The sequence below is a fragment of the Crenobacter sp. CS_VA4 genome (assembly GCF_055597485.1).
Window position 1 is genome coordinate 13,622 of sequence record NZ_JBVMAE010000009.1, and the last position, 26,061, is coordinate 39,682.

Sequence of the window (26,061 nt, forward strand, 5' to 3'; positions counted from 1 at the left end):
GTTCATAATCTTGCTGCGCGGCCCTGATCGGGGCTTATGCGCGGCTCGAAACGCTCATTTACCCACGTAAACTCCGGTTTCTGCGCTGCTCTTCACCCCGCGGAGGACCGCTCGCGACAGATTCTGAACGGGCTCATACGAACGATTACTGACTTCGGCCAAGGTGGACACTGGCCGGCACTACTGCCCCATCCGGGCCAGAAAACCATTGAGAACCCCATGTTGCTGCACGCCTAGCGGCGCCACGATCTGGCTGGCCGCCAGCGCACCATCGGACACCAGCGGACCCGGCAACACCGCGGCGGTCGGTCCCGGCTTGGCTCGGGTGCGCGTGCTATTTTCAATCAGCGCCGCCTCCTTGTAGATGGCCTGCCGGGTATCCAGTGACAGCTTGGTGCGCTCGATCAACTGGTTGGCCTCGACCTGCTGCCCCGCCACCATGAAGAACAGCGCCAGATTGCTCAGAATTTTCGGGTTATTGCGATCCAGCTCGGCCGCCTGCATGATCGGCACCCGTGCGCCCGCCACGTCTCCCAGGCGCAGCCTGGCGTAGCCAAGATCGCTCTGCAGCAAGGGACTGGTCGGATCCAGTTCGACCGCCAGTTGCAAGGATTTTTCCGCCGCCGCGAAATTGCCCCGCTCCCCGGCCAGCAGACCCAGGCCACGGTAGCCGCTTGCGCCAAGCGGCGTCTTCAGCAGCTTCGTGTAGTACTCGGCACTGCGCTCCGGCTGTGTGGTTAAGCGCAGCGCCTCGGCCCGGAACAGCGTCGACTGCGGAGAGACGCCCCACTGCCGTTCATAGGCATCGATATGCGCCAGCGAGGCAAAATACAGCCCCTTCTGCTGCATCTGCTGGATCAGCGAGAGATAGACGCCCGGCTGATTGGGGGGAGCCGTCCTTTCCGCCGCCTGCTGCCGTGCGACTTCCTGCTCGGCCTGCTCCGCAAACCCATAACCGTTCACCGACTTGCTCGCGCAACCGGCCAGCAGCAAACTGCTCCACACCACTGCGAGTAGCCATCGTGCGTTCATCCTTTTCCCCCTAGGCTGGCCAAAGACCGGATCACCGCCAGGAACCCTGGCCCGGCGGTCACGATCAGCAAGGCCGGCAAGAGCGTTGTAACCATCACCGTGGTCATTTTCACCGTCAACTTGCCGATCCGTTCTTTCATATTGCTGCGCCGGTTCTCACGCAACCGTTCGCTGAACTGCCGCAACGGCTCTTGTACCGCGCCGCCATGCCGGTCAACCTGCAAGATCAGGCGGGTGATTGCGACCAAGTCGTCGTTCTGAAAAATCGTCGCCAGGCGCTGGAACGACTGCTCACGCGAGCGACCGGTCGCAAACTGCCGATTGGCAATCTCCAATTCGCTGGCCAGCACCGGCAAGATGGTCCGGAAATCAGCGCTGATCACCAACAGGCTCTGATCGATGCCAAGGCCCACCCCCTGCAACAGTCGCAACAGATCGACAAACAGTGGCAGCTCGTCGGCAATCCCCTCCTTGCGCCGGCTGCCGACCCGTATCAGTAGCCACTTCGGCAACATAAAACCGATGGCAAACACGGCAAACAGCCACAACCAGAAGCCTGAACCGTGCAGCCCCTGTCCCACCGTGGCCAGCCACAGCAAGGGGATGAACAAGGCCGACACCAGACGGGCACAGAAAAAGACCGCACGGCTGCGAGTGTCGACAAAACCGCAGAGCTCGATCAGACGCTGGTCTTCGGGCGCGACCAGCGCTCGCCCCAAACGGTTATCGAGCCAGCGGCCCGCTTGCTTGACCAGCCGGTCAAGCAGCCCCCTCAGTCCGGGCTCGTCCAGAGCGTCGACAGTCACACCCCCATCCCGCTGCCGCTGCTCGGCCCGAGCGGCCACCGCGCGTACGATCAGCCGTTCCGCCTTGTCATGCACTCGCGATTTGGACAGCATCAGGCTCGCGACCAGCAATAGAGCTACCGCCAACAAGACCAGGCTGACGACAAAAAGCAGATCGGACCTCATCGCCTATCCTCCCTTGTCACAGCTTGGCTAGACGGTACAGCAGAAAACTACCGAACACTTGCAGGCCAAAAGCGCCCATCAGTAGTTTTCTGCCGGAATCATCGTGCCACATGGTGGCGAAGTAGCTCGCGTTGGTTGCCAGGATGAAGGTGGCCATCAACAAGGGAAGCAGGCCGAGCACCCAGGCCGAGAGCCGCACTTCGGCAGACAACGCCACCAGCTCGCGTTCGGCCTGTTCGCGGTCGCGCATGAAACCGGCCATCCGCTCGAGCACCACGTCCGCTCTGCCGCCATACTTGATACTCAAGCGCATCACCGAGGCCAACAGCACGAATTCATTCACCCCGTAGGCCTGTGCGGCTTGTGCCAACGCTTTGTCGACGTCGAGCCCTGAGCGCAGCATGCGATTGACCTGCTCCAGACAATCGCGCAGAGGGGCTTCGGTGTTGGCAACCGCGGATTGGAAGGCGGACTGGATGCTGTTGCCGATGGTGATCAAGCGCACGATCGCATCAAGGTAATTGGGCAACTGCCGCACCATCCGGCGGTGACGCTTGGCGATCCGCAGCCACAACGCGAAAGCACCAAGCCCTCCGCCGACCAGCAGCGCGATGCCCAAACCCACAAAGCCCGCAACCACAAAACCGGCCAACGCAAAAATGCCCAATGCGAACCCTGCTGTTCGCAGGAAGGTTCGGGGGCGCACCACGCCGGCGCGATTCAGCTGCAGACTGAGCCAATTCTCCACCGCCCGTGGGGCCACAGGCCCAGTACCGGCAGCAGCCCCAGCCGCCTTTGGCTGAGCCGCCACCGGCTCAAGCCGGCTGTCGACGAAGCGCCGCGCCACATCCTCTACCGCACGCTCGGCGGCGTGTTTCCATAGCAGAATCCCCAGCGCGACCAGCAACAAGGCCGCACTAACGGCAAGCAGCGCCAGCTTAGACATGGATGCCGCCGGTGAAAGAGGGGGTCGGCCGATAACGCGCCAATTTCGGCGAGTGGGGATGTAGACCCAGCGACACCCAGTTGTCCTGCTCGACGTGCTCAACGTCTTCCATCGCCTCGTAGCGGTACAACTCCTGCGTGGCGATGATGTTGTCGCTCATCCCGTTGACCTCGGTAATCGACAAGATGCGCCGGCGTCCATTGGGAAGCCGCCCGATCTGGACGATGAAGTCGATCGCATTGGCAATCTGCCGCCGCAGACTGGACTCACTCCCTTGGAAACCGGCAAAGCCTGCCAGCATTTCGAGTCGATAGAGACATTCGCGCGGTGAACTCGCATGGATGGTCCCCATCGAGCCGTCGTGGCCGGTGTTCATCGCCTGCAGCAACTCCAAGACCTCCCCCCCTCGTACCTCGCCCACCACGATGCGATCCGGCCGCATCCGCAAGCTGTTCCTGAGCAGATCGCGGATCGTGACAACCCCGTTACCGTCGAACCCGCCGGGGCGACTTTCCAGGCGCACGACGTGCGGGTGATTGAGCGACAGCTCGGCCGTATCCTCGATGGTAATGACCCGTTCAGTCTCCGGAATGTAGCCGGCCAGTACGTTGAGCAGCGAGGTTTTCCCGGAACTGGTCCCGCCACTGATCAAGATATTGCAACGGCTCTGCACCGCCGCCTCCAGTAGGTCGGCAATTTCCTGGTGGAAGGTTCCCAAGCGGATAAGATCCGCCGGCTTGAGAGGATCCTTGCGGAACTTACGAATCGAGACCACTGGCCCATCGATCGATAACGGCGAGATCACCACATTCAGCCGCCCGCCGTCGGGCAGCCGGGCATCCACCATGGGGTTCGACTCATCGAGCCGTCGCCCGAGCGGCGCCAGAATCCGACGGACGATACGCAGCAGATGTGCATCATCACTAAACCGGACCACCGCGCGCTGCAGCATGCCATGCCGTGACACGTAGATGTCGTGGTAGCCGTTGATCAGAATGTCCTCGACGGCTACATCGTTGAGCAGGTCTTCCAACGGACCAAAGCCAGCCAATTCCTTGGTCAGTGCATCAGCAATCAGGCCGACTTCGCTCTCGTTGATCGGCACCTTGCGAGACCGGACAAAGTTGCCTACCTCCTGATCAACGAAATGCTTGATTTCCCCTCGTGTCCACCGCCCAAACTCCGCACCCAATTCCTCGATACGACTGAGTAGATGGTCATGAGCAGCGACCTTGATGTCTTGGAATTGCTGCGAATTGGAGAACGACAGGGCGTCGTCGGCAAACTGGATATCTTTCGCCATGGTTTACCCCCTACTCTTCTTGGCAATGAATCGTCCGACTCTCGACATCAGGGAGCGCCTCTCTACCGGAGGCACGTTGGTCACTTCCTTGTTCGACACGTTGGTCACTTCTTTGCTCACCATTAGACGGGACAGCAATGGCTCGAGCGCCCTGATGTACGGATCCCGAGGTGCCATCTCGGCCAACGTTGTCCCCTGATTGGCCGCGTGGCTAATGGCCTGGCGACGGTCAGGAATCAAACCAAGCAAGGGCAGGTTCACTCGCTTAGCGATCTGGTCGGCCCCAAGACCAAGCCGCGAATCGTATTTGTTGACCAGTAGCTGAAGGGTTTCCAGGTCGACCTCCCGCTCTTTCAGCGCTTCGAGAAGCTCCACCGCAGACACGACGGACGCCACATTCTGGTCGCAGACCAGCCAGCTCTCATCCGCCGCCCTGACCAGCTGGGCGATGAAGTCCAGATTGGTAAATCCGCCAAGATCGATCAACTGGTTGTCGAAAAACGAACGAAGCCGCCCCAAGAGCCCAATGGCGCCCGAATACGAGATCTCGCGCATTTCGCCAAGGTCAGGAGGGAGTGGCAGCAGCGCCAAGCCGCCGCTGTGGCGGATAATCGCGGTGTGAACGAAGGTCTGATCGAAGCGGCGCAGATTCCGCACCGCCGACACAAAGTGGAAATCGGCTTGGCTGTTGAGGTAAAGCAAGCCATCGGCGGCGGGCAATCCCAGATCGATCAGGATCGCCTGCTTGTTGATACGCCGCTCGCGCCGCTGCGTCTTCAACGCCAAATTAGCGGCCAAAGTGCTAACCCCCATGCCGACCCTGGCGCCCAGAAGAACGGTCAGCTTGCCATGTCGCACCGGCGCATGGGACAGATCGGCCAAGAGTTCGCCAACAATGTTTTCCGCGTCTTCGACAGGGGCCTGGATATCAATGAAGTTGCGCACCCCGGCTCGCAACGCTGCAAGCGCACCACCGCCCTCGGAAGCCAGGCCCACCGCCACGATAGGCAGCGCCTCGAAAGACTGCCTTACTGCGGCGACGGCCTCAACCGCCTTGGCAATCCCTTCCCCGGCAAAATCGATGAAAACCAGCGACGGGTTAATGATCGCGATCCGTTGCAACAGCGCCGCCAGTTCCAACGAGGCGGCCTCAATCACACCCAAGGAGCCGAGCGCGTGCTGGAGCCATTGCGATCGTTCGGTCGACAACGATCCGAAAACGAAATAATCGCTGGTCGCCTGATCAGGTGGAGTCTGGACTCTTGCATTCATCAGCGTCACCGCCAGATAGAGAAGTTATGCAGCCGAATCCCGGCAACTTATCGTGGTACTAGCGGGAAAACCCCGGTACCGCATCCGAGGACAGCGGCCCCTTCAGGAATGAGCGCCACACAGGCCCATCGCGTTGCTCGCTGTTTTCGCCCGGCAGCGGGGGCAACGGCACGCCCTTGCCAAGGGCCGAAACCAGATGAGGCGTGACGATGATCACCAGCTCTTTATCGTTCTGCTGATAATTCAGGCTCTTGAAGAAAGCCCCAATAATCGGCAAATCGCCCAGCAACGGCACTTTTTCGACATTCGAAATGGTCTCTCGGCTGACGAGACCACCAATCACGAAACTCTCCCCTTCGCCCAGCTCGACCGTTGTATCGGCCCGGCGCGTGATAATGCCCGGCACGGCCACCCCGTTGATATTGATGGCCCGGGCGAAATCAAGGTCGCTGACCTCTGGGGCCACTTTCAATGCTATCCGGTCACGACTCAATACCGTTGGCGTCAGGGTCAGGCCAATACCGAAGGGTTTGTATTGGATGGTAACGGTGCCCAGACTCTGCGGAACCGGAACCGGGATCTCGCCCCCGGCAAGAAAGCTCGCACTCTGCCCCGACAGAGCCACCAGTGAAGGCTCAGCCAGTACTCGTGCCATGCCGTTGCTCTCGAGAATCCCCAAGTTACCAAACACGCCGCGACTATTCGAGCCGGCAACGATGTTGAACGCCGCGGCAACCGGAGGCGTCGAATGGAAAGTAATGGGAGGAAAGGACACCGACTGCAGCGACGATGGCGAGAAAAGCCCAAAAGCAAAGCCCGATGCCCGGGTAGTAAACAAATTGAACCCGGCATCTTTCAAGACGGTCTTGCTGAACTCGACCACCTTAACGTCGACCTGTACGACCCCGCCGCTGGCTACCGTAGATTTATCAATAACCGTACCACTCTTGCCTACCGATCCATACGGCCAACTAGCCGCATTTCGATGCGCAAGCAAGTCAGGCGCATTGCCGGTAACCACGGTCGTGCCGCCGCGTGAAACGGTCTTCATGCTGCTACCGTCCTGCAATAGGCCTAAAACCGGGTCGGTCACCGTAATCGAGTAGGTTTTTGGCTCGCTCTGGCCATGCTCCCAAACCATCAGGTTGGTTTGCCCCGGTGCTTTGGCAACCAGCAACAGACCCGACTTTTTGGTGACCAGCACATCGGCGACAGTGGGGTCGCCGATGGCGACTCGCTGCAGACCCTGACTGACAGAAATCTGACGCTGCATACCAGCCGCAATGCTGATATCCATCCCTGCCCGGTCAGCCGCCTGGATCATGGCAACCGGAACAAACACCCCTAAAGTAACGATCAACGCTTTTTTATTGTTCATGGCTCATGTCTTCATTCGGGTTTTACAAGGCGTCGCCATGGTCAGTTAATGACCGCTTCACGTTTCCCTCCTCGAATCACCTCAATCCCCGAAGCCGCGGGTTTGCTATAACCGGATGAAAGAGCTAATGGTGGAGCTGCCATCACGGTTGCGTGCTTTTTCTCGCTCGACGCCCCGGACAAGCCTTGCAGGCCGAGCCCAGCTGCAGCTCGCGTGGAACCGTTAATGGGATCCTTGCCGCCATCCCGAGCCTTGAGAATCGCTGGCAACGGCACAAAGAGACCCTCATCAAGCACTTCGCTATCCTGGGGATTTCTTAGCGCCAACATCAATCGTCCCGCGGTTTCGGCCAACGTGAGCCGGTCGACCTGATTGACGGGCACAGCCAGCACGGCTGTTCTGGCAAGCTCCTGCCGCTGCGGAACGACACTCGCTCCTTCTGTTTTTGCCACTTGCACAGGCCCATCCACGGATGCGCTGCCATAAGCCAGTACCCGCAGCTTCGACAGCAGCAACCTTGCCTGAGTCTGGTCTACCTCGCCGCTGTCTCGCTTCAAAAAAACAAACAGGTCGACATAATCGCCAGGCGCGACCCTATCCCCCACCGCATTTGTTTCATCCACCCGAACCGCTACCGCCCGCTCGCCAATCTGGATCTTGGTTGCGAGGCCGGTTGCCATATGCGGCGCCAGTACTGGGCTTCCTGCGACCAAGTCGACACTCGGGGCCTGTCCCACTACATCGTCGGCATTCTTGAAGGCACCTTCAGGATTGATCGGCAGTCTTTCCACCCGCACAGCATCCGATGCAATGGGATGGCCAGCGGGCAGCAACTTAGCGGCGACTACGATGGGATAGAGCGCGACAACCCCAGATACGGGCTTCGCGAGAGGTGCGGGATGTCGACCCAGATTCCAGGCGTAGAGGGCGATCAGCAACGCCAGTAGCACCAGAATCGCCGCGATGATTTTCGTTACATTCGCCATGCCCCCTCCGCGCTTGTTCTGATCGGCAGATATGTGCCGATTATTATTAGTATTCTTGTTTTGATATTCTTGCAAAAAATCAACCAGACAAGATGGTTGACGGATTCAATTGAATAGTGGCAATGCCCACAAGATTACTTGGTAGCAACACCCCGAAAAACGGCAAAGGGGGAACCAAAGGATTTTGAGCATAATTGTAATTCATGGTCACCTTTATGCATTGCAAAGTGCCATCATAATTACAAGGTGCAACTGAAGATGCACACCCTCCAGACAAATAGCTAGCTGGCAACCAGTTGATTATCGATTGTGCAGTCTGGCAAGCTGCAGCAGCGCGAGCAGTCAGCGCTGCATCTTGGCTCGCTGCGGGCTGATATCTCAATGCGGCACGAGCACCCTCTTCCGCGGCCAGCGTTAGGCTTTGTTGAGCAGCTAGAATTAGGCCATACGACACAATGGCGTAAAATATGGTGAAAAATATTGGAAAGATTAGAGCAAACTCAATGGCTGTCGCCCCCCTATGGCGGCGAATGGCTGCGGGAAAAGTTCTTTGAGTCAGCCAAACTGATTTTCGCTCTACCCAAGAATTCTTCAGCATTTCTCATCCCGGTGTGAATCGGCTTAACAACTCGGGAAAAAACACCATCAGAGCGGCCCCAACTGCAAGATAACTAGCGTAGGGAGTTTCTTTTAACCTCAAGGCATCTGACAGTGCCGCAACACTTCCACTTTTTCCGTTTTTTGCGGATAGCACAAACCAAAGCATGGCTTGCAATCCGGCTATGATACTAGCCACCAACCATACAGGCAGTAAGGCATAGACACCAAGCCAAAGGCCAATTATGGAAAAAAATTTGACATCACCAGCCCCCATGAGCTCAAGCAGATATAAAGGCAAGAAAGCTAGCAAACCTACGGTCAGCCCAAGCAGCGAAGAAGCCCAACTAACCCCTTCCAACTGCTTGCCGAGCAACAGGGCTACCAAGGCAAAGAGCATGCCGGTCAAAATCAAACTATTAGGTACCCGTCTTTGCAAGGCATCGAAAGCAGCGATCGAGCCAATAAAGGTAATAAAACAAGCCTGGGAACCAATAGCAAGGTTAGACATACAAGCTCCATTACACTAACTAGCTTTCCCGCCTACAACCATCAAACTTCAGCTCTGTGATTTAGGAAGTAGCAGCCGGTAGTTTTGCCGCTATGGCTGAAAACATGGTTTTTAAGTCAGTCCCCAAGGTGGTAAGAGTAGCAACCAAACCAGCTGCAATTAAGCCAGCAATCAAGCCATACTCAATTGCTGACACACCGCGCTCATCACGAATAAACTGCTTCAGCATTTCTTTCATAAAACCCTCCCGATTCTCCGTGAAATTACCCAAGCTCCAGTCAAACAGCCCTGACTGATTGCTCAATACAGACTTGGCAATATTATTTTTATCAGGTTGCGCTGAATTTCCCTACAAGGAAGATCAATCGACAGGTCTAGAAAACAGCAGCAATCGCATCGGAAGCTGCTAACCTGTTAAGTTAATCGCCATGACAGGATTCCAGGTACCTCTTCAACTGCCAAACTAGTGAATGCATGAAGCACATCACTGCACGGTATGGGCATGCCGAAACTTCCCATGGGACCCGATATGCTTACGTTAAGCAACTTTGCAGAGCAAATGTCATGCACTACTGATTTTGTATAGTTCAAGCTCTATGCTAGTGCAAATGCATGGTCAAGCTCCAACCTCTGCGCAGACGGGATAGAAAGGTCAAAACGGGAAAGAGAATTTTTTACAACTAAGACGAGCTAGGGCAGAAGCAGATAGGCGTAGACGGAAGAACAAAAAGGCCAGACATAGAGTCTGGCCTTTGAAATTGCGACTTCCCGAGCAGGACTCGAACCTGCGACCTGCGGAGCAACAGTGCATCCCAAGTCACCACACCCAACAATGACTCAAAACAATCATTAAAAATCAAATAGTTACACACGAAAGCAACTCCTTGCCGCTAAGCGAGCCGTCACACCCAGCAACTGCTCCCATCGCGACCCTCGCAGCAAGCGAACCATTTCCTCTGCACCACCGGCTGCCTGCATCACGTCCTCGCTGGCAGTTCGCCATGCCGGCTGGCGCTATCCAGCAAGGTCTGAATCAGTGAGACTGGCCAGCTCACCGAGAAAACGCAGCCGGCACGGCCAAAGCTGCACGGTCAGTAACCGCTAGCTACTGTCCGTGATAGCCCTCCAGCAAGGGTCAGCAAATTTCCTTTGGCCTATCTGTCGGCCATCCCGTAGGACACTGGTGAGACTGGCGCTCAGTGCCCAGGCGGAGGGGCGGATGAGAAGGAGATAAAACGAGCCAGAGATGGGTTGGGGGTTGCTCCTGCCGGTGCTTCTATCGAAGCAAGAGTACTTATAAGCCTGAATCTAGAGAAAGGCTCTAGGGCTAATGCGTCGATACTCGAGCGGTCTGTTCCAGTAAAGCGGCAAAGGAAGAGGATTCCAGCGGTTTGGAGAAGAAGAATCCCTGCCCGAAGTCGCAGCCCATGGACTTCAAGTGTGCTACGTGTCTCTGTGTCTCGGTGCCCTCGGCGACAACCTCGATGCCGAGGTTGCGGGCCAGGCTCATGATGGTCTGTACAATTTGTAGGCCCTCATGGCCACGGTCAAGCTGAGCAACAAAGGAACGGTCAATTTTCAGAATATCCAGCGGGAAACGGTGCAGGTAACTGAGCGAGGAGTAACCCGTACCGAAATCGTCGATACTGATACGCACGCCCAGTTCACGTAGCTGCCTGAGCACGGCGACCGTCCGCTCGGAATCCGCCATGGTCACGCTTTCCGTTATTTCCAGCCTGACCGATTCAGGAAGGATGCCTGTTTCGGCAATGATTCTGCCGACTTGCTGGACAAGGTCGTGCTGGGCAAACTGGCGGGCCGAGAGATTGATGCTGACGGCCAGCGGTGGCGTCCGTGGAAATTCCCTGTGCCAACAGGCCATCGTCTTGCAAGCCTCGCGCAGGACCCACATGCCGAGGAACAGAATCATCCCGTTGTCCTCGACCACATCGATGAAATCGGCGGGATAGACCAGTTCAGATTCTGATTTTCGCCAGCGTACCAACGCCTCCACGCCCACAATCTCCTCACTATCCAAGGAGACAATGGGCTGGTAATGCAGGACGAACTCGTCATTCTGCAGCGCACGCCGCAAGCTGGTTTCCAACGCGAAGCGAGTCACAGCCCGCTCGTGCATGGTGTGGTCGTAGATTTCGTAGCGACTCTTACCGAGCGTTTTGGCTCGATACATGGCCAGGTCCGCATGACGGAGGATTTCCTCTGCTGATTCGTAGCCCAAGGTACTGGCGGCGATGCCGATGCTGGCGCTGGCATAGAGTTGCTCGCCGTCTATCACGAAAGGGGATTCGAGTGCGCGCATGAGGCGGTCGGTGATACGTACCGCGTCATTCACGTCGTCAATGCTGTCCAGTAGCACGGTGAATTCATCGCCCCCCATCCGTGCCAGCGTATCGTCTTCACGCAGGCAGCTTCCCAATCGACTCGCCACCTGGGTGATGAGAGCGTCGCCAGCGAGATGGCCTAGGCTATCGTTGACCAGCTTGAAGCGGTCCAAATCGATGAAAAGCACCGCAAAGGCCATCTCGTGGTGGTGACGGCTGCGCGCGACGGCACGAGCCAGCCGGTCGGCAAACAGGGCGCGATTGGGCAGGCCGGTGAGCGGGTCGTGGAATGCATCGTGAATCAACTGGTCTTCGGCACGCGTGCGTTCAACCACCCGGCCCAGCTGATTGCCAATTTGCGCCATCAGGTTCAGCAGCGTTTCATCGGGCTCCAGCACGCGATCGGCAAAGAACTCCACGACGGCCGTCACTTCACTCCCCAGCAGCACCGGAAAGGCAAGCGCCGCCTTCAGCCCGGCTCGCTCCGCCGCGCCAGCCCTGGGAAAATCCGGGTCACAAGTAACGTCCCTTACCCAAGCCGGGGCTGAGCTCGCGAGTACCCTGCCGGGCAGGCCGACGCCGGAACGGAAATTTACAGCCTCCGTGACCTGGTAGAAATCGCGGAGATGCTCGCCGTCCACGCCGTGCCAGATGGTAGTCGAGAGCAGACGCGGCTCTCCATCGGCGCTATCCACCAAATACGCGTGTCCAACCGGCCAGCCCGTGAACTGGCACACCGTGCGCACGGCAAACTGAAGCGCATCGCCGACAGAAATCGCCTGGTTGGCGGCGGCGGCAACGGCTTCCAACAGCTGCAGTTGCTGCTGCTTGTCGTAAAGTTCGCGGAGGCCTCTTTCAGCGATGACTTCCGCTTCGATGCGTGCCTCACGTTCGCGCCGCAACCGCCGGCGCAGCTTTTCGACCTCGGCCTCAAGTTCCTGCAGCCGGGCGGCTTCCACTCAGACTGCCCTCGCACCGGTGAACGTAATGCGGCACACACAGCTTAGGTCGCCTTTATGCATGCATTGCAGATGGTCGAAGCTCAGGGTCTCGCCGAACTGGTCAGCAGCCCCCTCGATGAAGCCTTGTGCAAGAGCACACAGGCGCCGCGCCGAACGGTAGTCCATGAGTAGAGAACCGTCAGGTTCGTCGCGAAATCCGAAGGTCGGGACGTCCGCGCCCGGATAGACTTTGCGTACTTCGGGATGGATGATGTTGTTGACGCTGAGCACGAACGGACGTGTCGTCGAGTGGGAGCTGAAGTACGCGGGATATCGGGTGGCAAGCAAAGGCATCGCTTCGCGTCCGAACCAGCGCAGAGTGTCGAAAGGTGTCATATCCAGTGTCTGGGAGGCGATGCCGACCAGCTTGTAGATATCGTCGTCCGGATAGCTGCCGAGGGAGGTGTACACGCCACCCAGGTCCGCGCCCTCAAGCAGCGCATCCCAAGCATCCTCACCATGGTGCCGGATGACCACCTCTTCCAGCAAATTGAAGACTATCCCCTTCATGCCCCCCCCCCCGTTCCCGTTTCGATGTCGCTCTTGCAGGCGACGGTTTGCTTGGCGCTCGCTGTTAGGAGTAGCGGCTACGCAACTGTTATGTGAGTTTAACAAAGCGGCCGGCAGTTACGCCACTCTACTTTATTCCACATTGCTAGCCGCTAGCATCAGTACAAGCCATGGCCTTAGACGACGATTGCCCACTTGTCGCATGCCTATTCTTTCACCCGCTATCGGCAGATTCTTCTCTGAGTGCATCATTGTGCGCTTTTTCAGCGCTGGCGAAGTTCCGATTCTATGCCGCGGAATTTCTTTGAAATGGCGATTGGCGGGACTTTCTGATGAGATGGCTGGCGAGACCCGGCCGCGTCACAGCGAATAAATAACGCTTTAGCGGTTCTAAATGATGTCATTCTGCTAACTCAAACAATCTTTCAACCACTGGCGGGAGTTTCTGGGGACTCAAAAGTCGTCGCACCTACAAGGCTCCATCACCTTAAATCATTGCCATACAAGGGAATTTTTGGAACCGAATGAAATCTGCACGCAAATTTTATGCCTTTTCCACGCAGATCTTAAATTTGGCCGGAGGGGCAAGGAAGTACGCTCGAGAGAATGTTCCCTCAATTCCATCGCCAGGATGGCGGAATTGGTAGACACGGCATACTCAAAATCTTCCACCCAAAAGTGTGTCGGCTCGTGTCCGACTCCAGCCACCAAGACTTCAGAACAAACCAGAGATGGCCACTAGAATAGCGGCCACGTTCCCTACGGCTACGAGGCAGTCGAGGCCGACACCCACCGCCGCTGGTTACAACCGGTCGACACCGAGGCATCGGTGGTTCGAGACATCTACCCTCTCTACTTGAAAGGGCATGGCGTGAAAGACATCGCCGTAGCATTCAATAAAAACGGATTGTATAAGCATGGCCATCACACCCAACTATCATTCCTCAGGAACATTTCGACCGTGCTCAAGGGCTATTCAATGAAAGAGCCCTGACGCCTGAACGTGTGTAGCAGTCACCGGGTAATTGACCCCTATTGCAAAGCAACCGGAAAGACGAGCACCAACGACGCCGCAAAGCAGCCGCCAATAAGCTCAAGGAAACAGAAAACGCCGCTATAACTTGTTCGACATTCTCGAACTACACGGAACGGATGCTCCTAACTTGGGCGACCTGACGACTCGACTATGGGAACCAAACAGCCGGGTGAAGTCGCTTGAATCAAAACCGCAGGAAGCTGATGCAGAAACACCACCGAAGATCGAGCTAACTGCGCATGATATTCAGCAGGCCACGGACACATTGGCCGAAACCGTGCGCAACACCCAAGACAAGAAGAAGCTACGCCAGCTGATGGGGGCCTTCATCGAGAACATTGCTCTCGGCGAGACCGAGCTGACTGTGGAGTATCGATCCGACCGGATCATAAGCGAAAAGCGCTATGAACACATGGTTCATAGCGCTAAATCTTGGCTCCCCGAGCAGGGCTCGAACCTGCGACCTGCGGATTAACAGTCCGTCGCTCTACCAACTGAGCTATCAGGGAACATCTCTCGTTTGAGAGTGGACACATTATATAAACGGGTATTTAATGCGTCAAGCCTTTTGTTTAGATTTTTTCAAATACATTAAAGCCCGCCGAATTACCGGCGGGCTTTAATGCTTAGCGGCGGGTTTCCACCTGCACCAGCGGCTCGCCAGCGGCCTCGCCAGCCGAGGCCTGACGGGCGGCATCACGACGACGCGGACCAGACGGCACTTCCACCACCGGCTCCAAAACAACCTCTGAGGAGCTAGTGGTTGTCACCATCACCAAACCGCCAAGGTCGAGTTCCTTCGGCTCGGCAGCCACAACCGGCTTAGCCACCGGTTCGGCCGGCACATCGACCGGCACGACCGCGGCTACCGGGATGTCCGCCACAACCGATTCCGAAGGCTGCACGGCGGTCGCCAACAGGGCGCTCTCGGCGGCGGCCGGCACTTCAACCTCCGCCACTACCTCGGCCTTGGCCGGAATAGCTTCAACAACAGGGGCGGGCTGCAGCTTGGCGACTTCTTCCACCACAGGCGCCGGCTCAAGTACTTCCGGCTGCTCAGCAAGCACCGCCTCGACAGCTACAGCTTCGGTTACCTTCTCTGGAACCGTTTCCACCGCCGGCCCGCTCACTTCGACCGCCGGCACAGCCACCACTTCCGGTTGAGCCTGGGCAACTTCTGCGGCCATTACCTCCTCCACCTTGGCAGGGGTGACCGCTTCGACTTTCTCCACGGCTTCGGCAACGACTTCCTGTGCGTCAGCACGCGGCTCGATCGCTTGCTGTGCAACCGGCTCGGACTCGGCCTGTTCAGCAACCGCCGCACCAGCAGCCACGACTGCCGCGGCAGCGGCTACCTCACCCGCCTCTACACCCTGCACCGCGCCACCCTCTTCCGGACGACGGTCGCGACGGTTGCGGCGGCGACGACGTTCGTTACGCTCACGGCCTTCAGCAACCGGTTCGGTTGCCGGTGCGTTTTGCACCGCCTCGCCTTCCGCTTTCAGCTGTTCGGAACGGGCCCGGGCCTCGGCCTCGGCTACCTCGGCAGCGATCTGCACGCCACGACGACGGTCCTGCTGGGGCTCACGACGCGGCGCCTCCTGCTGAGCGGACGGCTGCTGGCGCGGCTCGTTGCTACGCGGTTGGCGTTCTTCACGCGGCTCGCGGGTGGCACCATCACGGCTGCTATCGCGTTCCTTGCTACGCTCGCGACGCTGCTCCTGACGCTCGCGGTTGTCCTGACGGCCATCGCGTCGGCCACCCTCGCCAGCCGCAGCGGACTCGCCCTGCTGGCGACGAGAGCCACCACGCTCTTCCTGGCCGCTGCCGCGACGCTGCTGGTCTTCGCGGTCCCGCTCGCGTTCGCGACGCTGGCCCGGGGCGTTACGGCGATTATCACCACCACCCTGGCGCGGCTTGCTTTGCGGCGCTTCACGACGAGCCGGCTTGACCGGATGCTCGACTTTCGCTTCGGTTACCGCCACCGGCTCGCCAACCAAACCCTTGAACCAGCCGACGATGCGCTCGATCAAGCCAGGCTGGGCCTGCGGCTGCACCTGCACCACCGGCGCCTTCTCGACGGCAACCGGGGCCGGCTGCTGCGGGGTGATGCCCTTGACGGCCGGCTCCTGGCGTTCGACTTTCGGTTTCTCGAGACCGAACGTCAGCTTGCTCTCGTCGGCTTCCGGCATCTCGACACGGCGGTAGCTCGGCTGGTCTTCGGTCTCCAGCTGATCGTCGATGCGGACGCGGATGATGTTGTGGTTCGGCGTTTCCAGATGCACGTTCGGGATCAGCACGATGCTGACGCCGAGGCGCTCTTCCAGCGAGTAGAGCTCGATGCGCTTCTCGTTGAGCAGGAAGGTGGCCACATCGACCGGCACCTGCGCGTGCACCGCGCCGGTGTTTTCCTTCATCGCCTCTTCCTGAATGATGCGCAGGATGTGCAGGGCGGACGATTCGGTACCGCGGATGAAGCCGATGCCGTGGCAGCGCGGGCAGGCGATGTGGCTGGTTTCGCCGAGGCTAGGCTGCAGGCGCTGACGCGACAGTTCGAGCAGGCCGAAGCGCGACAGCTTGCCCATCTGGACGCGGGCACGGTCGTGCTTCAGAACCTCGCGCAGGGTGTTTTCCACCTCGCGCTGGTTCTTCGGGTTTTCCATATCGATGAAGTCAATCACGATCAGGCCGCCCAGGTCGCGCAGGCGCAACTGACGGGCGATCTCTTCGGCCGCCTCGACGTTGGTCTTGAGCGCGGTTTCCTCGATGTCGGCACCCTTGGTGGCGCGCGCCGAGTTGACGTCGATCGAGACCAGCGCTTCGGTGTGGTCGATCACGATCGCGCCACCGGACGGCAGCTGCACGCTGCGCGAGAACGCGGTTTCGATCTGGTGCTCGATCTGGAAGCGCGAGAACAGCGGCACGTGATCCTTATAGAGTTTCACGCGATTGACGTTGTTCGGCATCACGTGGCTCATGAACTGGCGAGCCTGCTCGTAGATTTCCTCGGTGTCGATCAGCACCTCGCCGATGTCCGGCTGGAAGTAGTCGCGGATCGCACGGATCACCAGGCTGCCTTCCTGCAAGATCAGGAACGGGGCGTTCTGGGCGCCGGCGGCGCCTTCGATGGCGCGCCACAGCTGCATCAGGTAGTTGAGGTCCCACTGCAGCTCTTCGAGCGAGCGGCCGATGCCGGCGGTACGAGCGATCAGGCTCATGCCGTTCGGCACTTCGAGCTGACTCATCAGCTCTTTCAGCTCCTGACGCTCTTCACCCTCGATGCGGCGCGACACACCACCACCACGCGGGTTGTTCGGCATCAGCACCACGTAACGACCGGCCAGGCTGATGTAGGTGGTCAGTGCGGCGCCTTTATTCCCGCGCTCGTCCTTTTCCACCTGCACGACGACTTCCATGCCCTCGCGCAGCACATCCTGAATGCGAGGACGGCCGCCTTCGTAGCCCTGGAAATAGGAACGGGCCACCTCCTTGAACGGGAGGAAGCCGTGGCGTTCGGTTCCGTAATCGACAAAGCAGGCTTCCAGCGACGGCTCGATCCGGGTGATCACACCCTTGTAGATGTTGCCCTTGCGCTGCTCTTTGCCGACGGTCTCGATGTCGAGGTCGACGAGTTTCTGCCCGTCGACGATGGCAACGCGCAGCTCTTCAGCCTGCGTTGCATTAAACAGCATGCGTTTCATTAATGTTCCCCGCGCGGCACTCACGCTAAGGAAGCAGCAAGTATTTGACGGCCCAGTGTCTAAGATGGGCGCTATCCGTCAGAAGTATCCGGGTAAAGATCGCAAGAATTCGTATGGTTAAAGCTCAAGCCGACTTCCTGTGTAGGTTCCACGTACCGCCCGGGTGGTCTTGCCTCTATGGGGCTGGAGACCCGGGATTCGGCCAACCTTGTCGCGGTTGGCGAATGCCCGGCAGGCGGTCGTGCCGGGTCAAACTTTGCTGCTAAATCCCCCGACTGGCTTGGCATCAGGAGACGAAAGCTGGTGAGTGCGTTGTGCGTACAAATGCATTACCATCGCTGCTTTTCGGTGAGCGAGACAACCGTGGCTGCGGCCTGGTAGCACGGCGTCAGGTCAGGGGCGAGCCCTGCCGGCCGAACTGGCATCTCCGCAGCGGCGCTGCACGCTGTTTTCGGCGTGCAACCGTTTTTGCCTGAAGGTCGCGTCAATCGCTCAAAAATAGGGCGTTGAGCGCCGAAAGTATAAGCAATATGACTGATTACCGCAAAGATTCTGTCACGTTCCACACGGTGACAGATGACGAAGCCGGGCAACGCATCGACAACTTCCTGATGCGCCTGCTAAAAGGCGTTCCCAAGAGCCATCTCTACCGCATTCTGCGCTCCGGCGAAGTCCGGGTGAACAAGGGACGCATCGACGCCTCCTATCGCCTGGAAAATGGCGACGAGTTGCGCCTCCCACCGGTGCGTGTCGCCGAGCGAGCCGAAAAAATCGTGCCGGCCGGCCACTTCCCGATCGTGTTCGAAGACGAGGCGCTGCTGGTAATCAACAAGCCGGCCGGCGTCGCCGTGCACGGCGGCAGCGGCGTGTCGTTCGGTGTGATCGAGCAGCTGCGCCGCGCCCGCCCGGAGGCCCGCTACCTGGAGCTGGTGCACCGCCTCGACCGCGAGACCTCCGGTCTGTTGATGGTGGCGAAGAAACGTTCCGCGCTGGTGAAGCTGCACGAGATGATCCGCAACGACGTGCCGCAGAAGCGCTACTTCGCACTGGGTCTGGGCGCCTGGCCGAGCGAGGTGAACCACGTGCGGTTGCCGCTGTTCAAGTGGCACACCCCGGAGGGCGAAAAGCGCGTTCGGGTGCAGGAAGGCGGCCAGTACGCGCATACCGTTTTTAAAGTCATCGAGCGTTTTGCCGACCTTACCCTGGTGGAAGCGCTGCTCAAGACCGGCCGCACCCATCAGATCCGCGTGCATATGCAGACGATCGGCTGCCCGATTGCCGGCGATGAGCGTTACGGCGACTTTTCGGCCAACCGTGAACTGGCGCGCGACGGCCTGAAGCGGATGTTCCTGCACGCCGCTAGCCTGAAACTGCCGCATCCGCTGACCGGCGAACCGCTGGAGCTGACCGCCCCGCTCCCCGCCGACCTGACCTCGTACCTGGAAAAGCAACGCCGCCATGGATAAACCGTTTGACCTGATCGTGTTCGACTGGGACGGCACGCTGATGGACTCCACCGCCCACATCGTCCGCACCATCCAGGCCGCCTGCGCCGACCTGGGCCTGCCGATTCCGGAGCGCGAGCGCGCCAGTCACGTGATCGGCCTGGGACTGGTCGACGCGATGCGTTACGTCTGCCCGGGCCTGCCGCCGTCCCGCTACGAGGAGATGGCCGACGCCTACCGCCGCAACTACGTGCACGGTACCGAAACGATCGAGCTGTTCGACGGCGTCCTCGAAGGGTTGGCCGAACTGAAGGCCAGCGGCGTGTTCCTCGCCGTGGCCACCGGCAAGGGCCGGCCTGGGCTCGACGACGCGCTGGCGCGCACCGGCCTGAGCAGCCTGTTCGATGCCACCCGCACCGTCAACGAATGCGCGTCCAAGCCCGACCCGGAGATGCTGCTGTCGCTGACCGACGAACTAGGCGTGGAAAACCGCCGCACGCTGATGGTCGGCGACACCAGTCACGACCTCAATATGGCGAACAACGCCGGCACCCGCGGCGTCGGCGTCAGCTACGGCGCCCACCCCGTCGAGGCCTTGCTCGCCTGCAATCCACTGGCGATCTTCGACAGCTTCCGGAGCTTCCACGCATGGCTGCAACCGCAACTGGGCTGATCTGCTACTCCGGGACGCTGGCCGACGGTGGCAAGGGGGTACGCTTCACCGTCACGTTGGCCGAAGGCCGCGAAGCGCCGGCGTTCGTGATCCGTCACCAGGGCACCGTCTACGGCTGGCTCAACGCCTGCCGCCATCAGCCGGCGCAGCTCGACTGGAAGGACGGCGTGTTCTTCGATGCCGACGGACAGCACCTGGTCTGCAGCATGCACGGCGCGCTCTATCAACCTGACAGCGGGCTGTGCGTGGCCGGTCCCTGTCGGGGAGCCCGGCTGATCGCGGTGCCGGTCAGCGAGGTCGACGGCCAGGTCTGGCTCGGCGCATGACAAGCAATTTGCTAGACTCGGTAACATTCAGACTGTTGGAGATCATCGCGTGAACGAACAACCCGACTGGGAACGCAGCGTCATCGAAAAACTGGCCATGTCCGCGCTGACTGAACAGCGCCGTGCCCGGCAGTGGAAGATCTTCTTCCGGCTGATCTGGCTATTGCTGATCCTGACGCTGATGTGGACGATCCTTTCCCGCGAGAGCGAGAAGGCCGATGGCCTCACCAGCAGGGACCATACCGCGCTGATCAATCTGGAAGGGGTGATCGACAACCAGAGCGACATCGCCACCAAGCTGATCGACGGCCTCGAAGCGGCGTACAAGGACAGTGGCACTAAGGGCGTGATCATCCGCGCCAACAGCCCGGGCGGCTCGCCGGTGCTGTCCGGCCTCGCCTACGACGAGATCCGCCGGCTGCGCAAACTGCACCCGACCGTTCCGGTCTACGTGGTGGTCGAGGATGTCTGCGCCTCGGGCTGCTATTACATCGCCGCGGCGGCCGACAAGATTTATGTCGACAAGGCCAGCATCGTCGGCTCGATCGGCGTCCTGCAGGACGGCTTCGGCTTTACCGGCGCGATGGAGAAGCTCGGTGTCGAACGCCGCCTGCTGACCGCGGGTAAAAACAAGGCGATGGGCGATCCGTTCTCGCCAGTCAATCCGAAGCAGCAGGTAATCGTCAAGACCCTGCTCGACGACATCCACCAGCAGTTCATCACGGCGGTGAAACAGGGCCGCGGCAACCGGTTGAAGACAGACCCGGACATGTTCTCGGGCCGGATCTGGATCGGTGAACAGGGCGTGCCTCTGGGCCTGGCCGACGGCCTGGGCAGCGTGCGCTCGGTCGCCCGCGACGTGATCAAGGCCGACAAGCTGGTCGACGTCACCCCGGAAGACGACATCACCCGCCGCGTGGCCCGTCGCTTCGGCGTATCGCTGGGCGAGGGTTTCCGCAGCCTGTTCGAAACCCGGCTGCTCTAGATCGCCCCCACCGGCTAAGCAAGGAAGCGCCTCATGGCTCAACGCAGACGTTACCAGGAAGAACCGGACAACCACGAGCGCTGGCTGGTCTCGTACGCCGACTTCATCACCCTGCTGTTTGCCTTCTTCGTGGTGATGTACGCGATCTCCTCGGTCAACGAGGGTAAGTACAAGGTACTGTCGTCGGCGATCCTGAACGCGTTTCGGCCGATCGGCAATCTCTCGATCGGCGAGACGCCGCCCACCGGCGGCGCCAATACCCTGATTCAGGTTCCCAAGCCCAAGCCGGTCGCCAAGACAATCAAGGACCTGAAGGCTCAGGAACAGGCCAAGATGACGAGCCTGGTCACCGACCTGAACAAGGTGCTGCAGCCGCTGGTGGCCGGCGGCCAGGTGCAGATTGCCCAGACCGAACAGGGTGTCGCGATCCAGATCAAGGACAGCGCGCTGTTCCAGACCGGCCAGGCTACTCCGTCGCCGCAGTCGGTGACGGTGCTGGCGCAGGTGGCCAAGGTGCTGTCGTCGGTCGACAACCCGATCCGGGTCGAGGGTTTCAGCGATAACGTGCCGATCAAGACCGCCACCTACCCGTCCAACTGGGAGCTGTCGGCCGCCCGTGCCGGCAGCGTAGTGCGTCTTTTCCAGGAAAGCGGTATCGTGCCGCGGCGGCTGGTCGCGATCGGCCGCGCCGAGAACCTGCCGATCGCCGACAACGGCCAGCCGGAGGGCCGCGCCCAGAACCGCCGCGTGGCGATCAGCGTGCTGACCCACAAGGATCCGATCACCACGCGTAGCGCCGACGAAATCATGGCCGGCCAGTGAGCCTGCCGACCACATGCATTGCTGAGGAGACCCCATGACCACCCCGATTCACGCCGCGGCACTTGACCAGCTGTTCCACAACGCCCGCTCCTTCAGCCACTGGCAGTCGCGTCCGGTCACCGAGGAAACGCTGCACCAGCTGTTCGACCTGCTGAAACAGTGCCCGACCAGCGCCAACTCCTCGCCGGCACGGTTCGTATTCGTACAAGGCCAGGAAGCCAAGGCGCGGCTCAAGGGCTGCTTGGCCGAAGGCAATATCGAGAAGACCATGGCGGCGCCCGTGACGGTGATCGTGGCGATGGATACCCGTTTCTACGAGCACATGCACACCCTGTTCCCGCACGCCGATGCGCGCAGCTGGTTCGAAGGCAACCAGCCGGTGATCGATGCCACCGCGTTCCGCAACAGCTCGCTGCAGGGCGCCTACCTGATCCTGGCCGCCCGTTCGCTAGGTCTCGACTGCGGCCCGATGTCCGGTTTCGATGCTTCCCGGCTCAATGAAACCTTCTTCCCCGACGGCCGTTTCAAGGCCAACTTCCTGGTCAACCTCGGCTATGGCGACGCCAGCAAGCTGCACGGGCGTTCGCCGCGCTTTGCCTTTGCCGACGTCTGCCAGGTACTGTAAGCCGTCAACCGAACCCGCCAGGCCCGGTATACTGCCGGGTCATTTTTTGTGAAGAGAATCCACCAATGCTCTACCCGCTGTTGCGCCCCCTGCTGTTCAGCCTCGATGCCGAGGCCGCTCACGAGGCCACCCTGAAACTGCTGGATCAGGTCCACGCGCTGAAACTCGACGGCCTGCTGAGCCGCTCGATCCCGCGCCAGCCGGTAGATGCAATGGGGTTAACCTTCCCCAACCCGGTCGGCCTGGCCGCCGGCCTCGACAAGAACGGCGCACACATCGACGCGCTGGCCGCGCTCGGTTTCGGCTTCATCGAGATCGGCACGGTGACGCCACGCCCGCAGGCCGGCAACCCCAAACCGCGACTGTTCCGGGTGCCGGCGCACCAGGGCATCATCAACCGGATGGGCTTCAACAACCGCGGCGTCGACGAGCTGCTGGAGAACGTCCGCAACTGCCGCTTCAAGGGCATCCTCGGCATCAATATCGGCAAGAATGCCACCACGCCGATCGAGAACGCGGTCGACGACTACCTGATCTGTCTCGACAAGGTCTACGCCTACTCGAGCTACATCACCGTCAACATCTCGTCGCCGAACACCAAGAACCTGCGCCAGCTGCAGGGTGAGGACGAATTGACGGCCCTCCTGTCAACGCTGAAACAGCGCCAGACCGAGTTGACCGAAAAGCACGGCCGCTATGTGCCACTGGCGGTGAAGATCGCCCCCGACCTCGACGCCGAGCAGATCGCCGCGGTAGCCCGGACCCTCACCACTCAGAAGATCGACGGCGTGATCGCCACCAACACCACCCTGTCGCGCGAGGAAATCGCCGGCCACCCGCTCGCCGGCGAAGCCGGCGGCCTGTCCGGCAGGCCGGTGCGCGAACGCGCCACCAAGGTGATCCGGCAGCTCGCCAAGGAACTCGACGGAGCGCTGCCGATCATAGGGGTCGGCGGCATCCTGCAAGGCGCGGATGCTGTAGAAAAGCAACAGGCCGGTGCTAAACTAGTGCAACTCTATAGCGGCCTGATTTACCGTGGACCGGCACTGGTTGCCGAATGTGCCCAAGCACTGGCCAACGCTCAACGATAAAAGCGGCAAGCCCGAGCGGCTTGCCCCGCATGTATTAGGAGATCAAAACATGCTCAAACTGGCCACCCGTATTGCCCTAGTCGGCGTCACCAGCCTTGGCTTGCTGGCCGGCTGCGCCACGTCCGACTCGGCGGCCGTCTACTCCAAGGGCCAAATGCGCCAAGCGCAGAACGTCGAACTCGGCACCGTGGTGTCGGTACAGAACGTCAAGATGGAAGGCAAGAACAACGAACTGCTGACCCTCGGCGGCGCCGCACTCGGCGGCTTGGCCGGCAGCAAGGTCGGTCAGGGCAATGGGGCGATCGCCGGCGCGATCGTCGGCGCGCTGGCCGGCGGCTTCGGTACCGAAGCAGTACAGCGCGGTGCAGGCAGCAAGGCGGCGCTGGAAGTGACTGTCAAGCTCGACCGCACCGGCCGCATGGTCTCGATCGTTCAGGACGCCGACATCCCGCTGGCGACAGGCCAGCGCGTGCGCGTGTTGACCGGCGGCGGCAACGACCGCGTGGTACCGCTGTAAGCCAGTGGACATCGGCCGAACCGGATGTGTTCGGTCAAGCAGCAAAATCAAAAGGGGCGCATCGCCCCTTTTTCATTGCCCACACGCGCCGGCTTTTGCCGATTCTGGCCTCATTCGTGACGGAACGGCTGCCAGCGGCCGTCGATCAGCGCCTCCAGCGGCCGGTACGCCGACTTGTAGGTCATCTTGCGGCACTCCTCGATCCAGTAGCCCAGATAGAGGTACGGCAGCCCCAGCCGTTCGGCCAAACCCAGCTGCCAGAGCACGTTGTAGACCCCGTAACTGGCGTGCGGCTCGTCCGGTTCGTAGAAGGTGTAGACCGCCGACAGGCCGTCGGACAGGTGATCGACCAGGCTGACCATCTTCAGCGCTTCGCCTTGGCGAAACTCGATCAACGAGCTTTCCACCCCGCTTTTCAGAATGAACTCCGTGTATTGCTGCGGGTCGTCTTCGGCCATGCCACCGCCGGCATGACGCGAGCGCTGATAGCGCCGGTAAAGCTGGTAATGATCGTCCTGAAATTGCAACGGCAGCAGTCGGGTCGTCAGGTCGGCGTGCCGGCGCTGCGCACGTCGCTGACTGCGGTTCGGTTGGAAGCGGGTCACCGGCACCCGTACCGGCACGCAGGCCTTGCAGCTATCACAATACGGGCGATACGTGTACAGCCCACTACGACGGAAACCGAGCCGCACCAACTGGCTATAGACCTGAGCATCGATCGTATCGGCCGGGATTGCCACCTGCGAGCGCGCCTGCAAGCCGGGCAGATAGCTGCACGGATAGAGTGCGGTCGCGTAGAAATGGATGGCGACCGCCTGCTGGTTCGGGTCACGATGGCTCATTCTGGTGCCGATAGGTCCACATGGCGTCCGGCTGCGGCTGGACAATCTGTTCTCTTAGCGTAGCAAGAAAACGCTCGCGCGGGATCAGTTGCGCACCCAGGCTTTCGAGATGCGCGGTGTGCATCTGGCAGTCGATCATCCGCACACCGCAGCTCGCCAGATGGCGTGCCATGTGCACGAAGGCGAGCTTCGACGCGTCGCGGCGGCGCGAAAACATCGACTCGCCAAAGAACATCCGGCCTAGTGCCACGCCGTACAGGCCGCCGACCAGCTCGCCGCCTTCCCACACTTCGAACGAATGGGCATAGCCGTGCTGATGCAGCCGGCAATAGGCGTCGACCATCGCCGGCACGATCCAGGTACCCGGCTGGCCGGCTCGCGGGCCGCCACACGCTTCCATCACCGCGCGAAATGCACTGTCGGTTCGGATTTCATAGGGACGATTGCGCAACGTCTTGGCCAGCGAGCGGCTGACCTTCAGCGCGGCGGGAAACAGCACCATCCGCTCGGCTGGCGACCACCACAGAATCGGGTCGCCCTCGCTGAACCACGGAAAAATGCCGTGAGAATAGGCGGCAAGCAAACGCCGCTCGGACAGGTCCCCCCCGGCGGCGAGCAGACCGTCGGGGTCGACCAGAGCAAGCTCGGCCGGCGGAAACACCGGCTCGGGACCGAGCCAGGGGATCACGGCTTATTTGCGGGTTTTCTTGCCGGCACAGTCGGGGCACTCGCCGTACATATAAAGTGCGTGGTCGATGATACGGAAACCGTGCTGCTCGGCAATGCGATCCTGCAGCGCCTCGATTTCCGGATCGAAGAACTCGACCACCTTGCCGCAACTGATGCACACCATGTGGTCATGATGTCCGCCTTCGTTCAGCTCATAAATCGCCTTACCCGACTCGAAGTGGTGACGCACTAGAATGCCCGCTTGCTCGAATTGGGTGAGCACGCGGTAAATGGTGGCGAGGCCGATGTCGATGTGCTCGGCCGACAACTTGCGGTAGACGTCTTCGGCCGACAGGTGACGAACCTCGCTGTGCTCGAACAGATCGAGGATTTTCAGGCGCGGTCCGGTGGCCTTGAGACCAATATCTTTGAGGTGACTGGCTTTGTTCATCATGTTATAAAGTGGGCAAGTTTTTGCAG

The 26,061-nt window shown here is 60.1% G+C and carries 25 protein-coding genes and 1 tRNA gene; 9 read left to right on the forward strand and 17 right to left on the reverse strand.

Going from position 1 to position 26,061, the window contains the following annotated elements; translation table 11 throughout:
* Nucleotides 1-180: 180 nt before the first annotated feature.
* The 12 genes from ACZ2IA_RS10215 to ACZ2IA_RS10270 all read right to left on the reverse strand — a co-directional run bounded on the left by ACZ2IA_RS10215 (nucleotide 181) and on the right by ACZ2IA_RS10270 (nucleotide 12,849).
* Nucleotides 181-1,032, reverse strand: coding sequence for a tetratricopeptide repeat protein (locus tag ACZ2IA_RS10215; protein WP_470292476.1), 852 nt, complete (start codon nucleotides 1,030-1,032; stop codon nucleotides 181-183).
* Nucleotides 1,029-2,003 (reverse strand): type II secretion system F family protein, encoded by a 975-nt coding sequence (locus ACZ2IA_RS10220; RefSeq protein WP_470292477.1) that lies wholly within the window; start codon nucleotides 2,001-2,003, stop codon nucleotides 1,029-1,031. The genes ACZ2IA_RS10215 and ACZ2IA_RS10220 overlap by 4 nt, the downstream gene beginning before the upstream one ends.
* Before the next feature lie 16 nt (nucleotides 2,004-2,019).
* The gene (locus ACZ2IA_RS10225; RefSeq protein ID WP_470292478.1) at nucleotides 2,020-2,949 is read right to left on the reverse strand and encodes a type II secretion system F family protein; all 930 of its coding nucleotides are present in this window, start codon (nucleotides 2,947-2,949) and stop codon (nucleotides 2,020-2,022) included.
* Nucleotides 2,942-4,252 (reverse strand): TadA family conjugal transfer-associated ATPase, encoded by a 1,311-nt coding sequence (locus tag ACZ2IA_RS10230; protein WP_470292479.1) that lies wholly within the window; start codon nucleotides 4,250-4,252, stop codon nucleotides 2,942-2,944. The genes ACZ2IA_RS10225 and ACZ2IA_RS10230 overlap by 8 nt, the downstream gene beginning before the upstream one ends.
* Before the next feature lie 3 nt (nucleotides 4,253-4,255).
* On the reverse strand, nucleotides 4,256-5,524 hold the full coding sequence (locus ACZ2IA_RS10235; protein WP_470292480.1) for a P-loop NTPase family protein: 1,269 nt from the start codon (nucleotides 5,522-5,524) through the stop codon (nucleotides 4,256-4,258).
* 58 nt (nucleotides 5,525-5,582) lie between these two features.
* A complete protein-coding gene (locus ACZ2IA_RS10240) occupies nucleotides 5,583-6,902 on the reverse strand; it encodes a type II and III secretion system protein family protein (protein ID WP_470292481.1) in 1,320 nt (439 codons plus the stop codon).
* A gap of 41 nt (nucleotides 6,903-6,943) precedes the next feature.
* Nucleotides 6,944-7,888, reverse strand: coding sequence for a Flp pilus assembly protein CpaB (cpaB, locus tag ACZ2IA_RS10245; RefSeq protein WP_470292482.1), 945 nt, complete (start codon nucleotides 7,886-7,888; stop codon nucleotides 6,944-6,946).
* Nucleotides 7,889-7,967: 79 nt separating this feature from the next.
* Nucleotides 7,968-8,486 carry a TadE/TadG family type IV pilus assembly protein gene (locus ACZ2IA_RS10250; RefSeq protein ID WP_470292483.1) on the reverse strand — a complete coding sequence of 173 codons (519 nt, stop codon included), beginning with the start codon at nucleotides 8,484-8,486 and terminating at the stop codon, nucleotides 7,968-7,970.
* A 3-nt stretch (nucleotides 8,487-8,489) separates the two neighbouring features.
* Entirely contained in the window at nucleotides 8,490-8,996 is a 507-nt protein-coding gene (locus ACZ2IA_RS10255) for an A24 family peptidase (protein WP_470292484.1), read from the reverse strand.
* 61 nt (nucleotides 8,997-9,057) lie between these two features.
* Nucleotides 9,058-9,234 (reverse strand): Flp family type IVb pilin, encoded by a 177-nt coding sequence (locus ACZ2IA_RS10260; RefSeq protein WP_470292485.1) that lies wholly within the window; start codon nucleotides 9,232-9,234, stop codon nucleotides 9,058-9,060.
* A gap of 1,089 nt (nucleotides 9,235-10,323) precedes the next feature.
* Complete coding sequence (locus tag ACZ2IA_RS10265; RefSeq protein WP_470292486.1) at nucleotides 10,324-12,297, reverse strand: putative bifunctional diguanylate cyclase/phosphodiesterase; 1,974 nt, start codon at nucleotides 12,295-12,297, stop codon at nucleotides 10,324-10,326.
* Entirely contained in the window at nucleotides 12,298-12,849 is a 552-nt protein-coding gene (locus tag ACZ2IA_RS10270) for a heme NO-binding domain-containing protein (protein ID WP_470292487.1), read from the reverse strand. It abuts the gene before it with no gap.
* Between the two features lie 829 nt (nucleotides 12,850-13,678).
* On the opposite strand from ACZ2IA_RS10270, the gene ACZ2IA_RS10275 reads away from it, so the two are divergent.
* Nucleotides 13,679-13,843 (forward strand): hypothetical protein, encoded by a 165-nt coding sequence (locus ACZ2IA_RS10275; protein ID WP_470292488.1) that lies wholly within the window; start codon nucleotides 13,679-13,681, stop codon nucleotides 13,841-13,843.
* 475 nt (nucleotides 13,844-14,318) lie between these two features.
* Here the strand turns inward: ACZ2IA_RS10275 and ACZ2IA_RS10280 are convergent.
* Nucleotides 14,319-14,394, reverse strand: a tRNA-Asn gene (locus ACZ2IA_RS10280).
* 117 nt (nucleotides 14,395-14,511) lie between these two features.
* Nucleotides 14,512-17,586, reverse strand: coding sequence for an Rne/Rng family ribonuclease (locus tag ACZ2IA_RS10285; RefSeq protein ID WP_470292489.1), 3,075 nt, complete (start codon nucleotides 17,584-17,586; stop codon nucleotides 14,512-14,514).
* 530 nt (nucleotides 17,587-18,116) lie between these two features.
* On the opposite strand from ACZ2IA_RS10285, the gene rluC reads away from it, so the two are divergent.
* The 8 genes from rluC (at nucleotide 18,117) to ACZ2IA_RS10325 (ending at nucleotide 24,070) form a co-directional block, all read left to right on the forward strand.
* Complete coding sequence (gene rluC, locus ACZ2IA_RS10290) at nucleotides 18,117-19,052, forward strand: 23S rRNA pseudouridine(955/2504/2580) synthase RluC (RefSeq protein WP_470292490.1); 936 nt, start codon at nucleotides 18,117-18,119, stop codon at nucleotides 19,050-19,052.
* A complete protein-coding gene (locus ACZ2IA_RS10295; protein WP_470292491.1) occupies nucleotides 19,045-19,704 on the forward strand; it encodes an HAD-IA family hydrolase in 660 nt (219 codons plus the stop codon). The genes rluC and ACZ2IA_RS10295 overlap by 8 nt, the downstream gene beginning before the upstream one ends.
* Nucleotides 19,680-20,030, forward strand: a complete 351-nt coding sequence (locus ACZ2IA_RS10300) for a Rieske (2Fe-2S) protein (protein ID WP_470292492.1) — start codon at nucleotides 19,680-19,682, stop codon at nucleotides 20,028-20,030. The genes ACZ2IA_RS10295 and ACZ2IA_RS10300 overlap by 25 nt, the downstream gene beginning before the upstream one ends.
* Nucleotides 20,031-20,079: 49 nt before the next feature.
* The gene (locus tag ACZ2IA_RS10305; protein ID WP_470292493.1) at nucleotides 20,080-21,015 is read left to right on the forward strand and encodes a S49 family peptidase; all 936 of its coding nucleotides are present in this window, start codon (nucleotides 20,080-20,082) and stop codon (nucleotides 21,013-21,015) included.
* A gap of 33 nt (nucleotides 21,016-21,048) precedes the next feature.
* Nucleotides 21,049-21,837 (forward strand): flagellar motor protein MotD, encoded by a 789-nt coding sequence (motD, locus tag ACZ2IA_RS10310; RefSeq protein ID WP_470292494.1) that lies wholly within the window; start codon nucleotides 21,049-21,051, stop codon nucleotides 21,835-21,837.
* A gap of 34 nt (nucleotides 21,838-21,871) precedes the next feature.
* Entirely contained in the window at nucleotides 21,872-22,462 is a 591-nt protein-coding gene (locus tag ACZ2IA_RS10315; protein WP_470292495.1) for a malonic semialdehyde reductase, read from the forward strand.
* Nucleotides 22,463-22,527: 65 nt separating this feature from the next.
* Nucleotides 22,528-23,553, forward strand: coding sequence for a quinone-dependent dihydroorotate dehydrogenase (locus ACZ2IA_RS10320; RefSeq protein WP_470292496.1), 1,026 nt, complete (start codon nucleotides 22,528-22,530; stop codon nucleotides 23,551-23,553).
* Between the two features lie 49 nt (nucleotides 23,554-23,602).
* Nucleotides 23,603-24,070, forward strand: a complete 468-nt coding sequence (locus ACZ2IA_RS10325) for an outer membrane lipoprotein (RefSeq protein ID WP_470292497.1) — start codon at nucleotides 23,603-23,605, stop codon at nucleotides 24,068-24,070.
* A 110-nt stretch (nucleotides 24,071-24,180) separates the two neighbouring features.
* Here the strand turns inward: ACZ2IA_RS10325 and ACZ2IA_RS10330 are convergent, their stop codons facing one another.
* Genes ACZ2IA_RS10330 through fur form a run of 3 tightly spaced genes read right to left on the reverse strand, consistent with a single transcriptional unit; the run spans nucleotide 24,181 to nucleotide 26,035 of the window.
* Nucleotides 24,181-24,912 carry an arginyltransferase gene (locus tag ACZ2IA_RS10330; protein ID WP_470292498.1) on the reverse strand — a complete coding sequence of 244 codons (732 nt, stop codon included), beginning with the start codon at nucleotides 24,910-24,912 and terminating at the stop codon, nucleotides 24,181-24,183.
* On the reverse strand, nucleotides 24,899-25,600 hold the full coding sequence (gene aat / locus ACZ2IA_RS10335; RefSeq protein WP_470292499.1) for a leucyl/phenylalanyl-tRNA--protein transferase: 702 nt from the start codon (nucleotides 25,598-25,600) through the stop codon (nucleotides 24,899-24,901). Before aat ends, ACZ2IA_RS10330 begins: the two co-directional genes overlap by 14 nt.
* 3 nt (nucleotides 25,601-25,603) lie before the next feature.
* The gene (gene fur, locus ACZ2IA_RS10340) at nucleotides 25,604-26,035 is read right to left on the reverse strand and encodes a ferric iron uptake transcriptional regulator (RefSeq protein ID WP_470292629.1); all 432 of its coding nucleotides are present in this window, start codon (nucleotides 26,033-26,035) and stop codon (nucleotides 25,604-25,606) included.
* Nucleotides 26,036-26,061: the final 26 nt, after the last annotated feature.